The sequence below is a fragment of the Thomasclavelia saccharogumia DSM 17460 genome, from assembly GCF_000686665.1.
GTDB lineage: Bacteria > Bacillota_I > Bacilli_A > Erysipelotrichales > Coprobacillaceae > Thomasclavelia > Thomasclavelia saccharogumia.
In genome coordinates, this window is sequence record NZ_JMLH01000129.1 from 1 (window position 1) to 1,610 (window position 1,610).

A 1,610-nucleotide genomic window follows, 5' to 3' on the forward strand; every position below is an offset into this window, starting at 1 on the left:
CGTCCAGACCGCCAATGGTTCCGTAGCTCAGTCGGTAGAGCAGAGGACTGAAAATCCTCGTGTCGCTGGTTCGATTCCGGCCGGAACCACCATTAAAATTTAATTCACTAAGTAATTAGTAATGAGATAATACATTTTAATGTGTTATTTTTTTATAAAGAAAATTTGTTGATAATAAATATTAAAGGATAAGCAAATTTTTTATTAAATGGAATCAAATACCTAGATTTTAACTATAACTATATTAAAATTTCTTAAAGAATTGATTAATTGGATAAATTTGAATATGTGGAAATAAAAAATCATAATATATTAAATAATGAAGCATTAGCTGCCTGCTTTGTAAAAAATTTATATGTCATTGATTTTTTAGAGGAAAACTATTGTGGTAAGACTGTGAACAAAGGGATAATAGATAAGATATTATGAAGAAGTATATCTCTAATTGTACTGTTTTTTAATTCTTAAATTTGAGAATATCTAGTATTTATAAGATGATTTTATTTTAACCAGATATAATAAGATTAGTTACAATAAATATCTTAATTACTCGAATTATACTTTTCTAAATAAAACATTAATATTAACAATAACTATAAATAGTAAGTTCTGTTTCGAAATAAAAATTTAATTAAAAATAGAATCAGCTAGCTGCTTGATTTTTTATGATTTATAATGACTATGTTTTAAGATAGAATATTTATTTTTATGCAATAACTTTGGATGAAAATTGAATGGTTGTTTTTATTTTATAATATGGTATACTATTGTCTATTAAAGAGGTGTTTAGATGAAGTATAAAGAGTTTCGAATGTTGATTTTTTCAGTTGTTTTTTTCTTTGTAATTATTGGTGTATGTATTTATTTTGCACTAGATCATAATCGCTCGAAAGTAATTATTGGGGTCATTTTATCGTTCGTTGTATTAATGATGCTGACGACTAAATATAATATGAAAATATTCAATGATTCGGTATTGATTTATGAATTTAAAGGAATTGGAATTATGCCAGCGTTAGTTGATTATAAGAATATTAAGGATGTAACTTTAATTAGTAAACATAAAGTTAAAATAAAACATAAAGGTATTTCTACATTGTATATTTTAGATGCCGAGACTTTTTATGAAGAATTGTTGGAAAATATCAAAGAATATGAAAATATGATTAGCAGTTAGTCTTATATGTTAATTTATTTTTGAATGATTATTAAAAATAGTAATTTTAAATAGAAAATAGATAGCTAATTCTTACTCGATAATGGGTAATTAAAAATTAAGAGATTTCTAAAAATGATCATATAGTAATCATTTAGGAAATCTCTTTTTTAATGCTTACCCTAAAGTAAGAAATAACCAGATAATTATTTTCTATTTTTATGATAATTTAATAGGATTAATTTTTAAAAAAAGTAATTTTTTAGATTGTAAAAGATAAAATAGTAGAAAATATATGCTTCATCCATATTATTTAGAAAACAAAAAAACTTGAGAAGTTAAATATTTGGAATATATATTATTTTATAAAAAAATAACTAATAAAAAGAAGTAATTTCTCTAATTATTTTGTAAAAGATAATGAGGAGGAAAAAATATGATTCATGAAAAAACT

Annotated in this window: 1 protein-coding gene and 1 tRNA gene; both read left to right on the top strand. The window is 22.7% G+C overall.

The features are described from left to right. Positions 1 to 16 precede the first annotated feature (16 nt). A tRNA-Phe gene (locus tag BR82_RS0114490) sits at positions 17 to 92 on the top strand. Positions 93 to 790: 698 nt separating this feature from the next. Next, positions 791 to 1,177, top strand: a complete 387-nt coding sequence (locus tag BR82_RS0114495; protein ID WP_027090739.1) for a hypothetical protein — start codon at positions 791 to 793, stop codon at positions 1,175 to 1,177. Positions 1,178 to 1,610 lie beyond the last annotated feature (433 nt).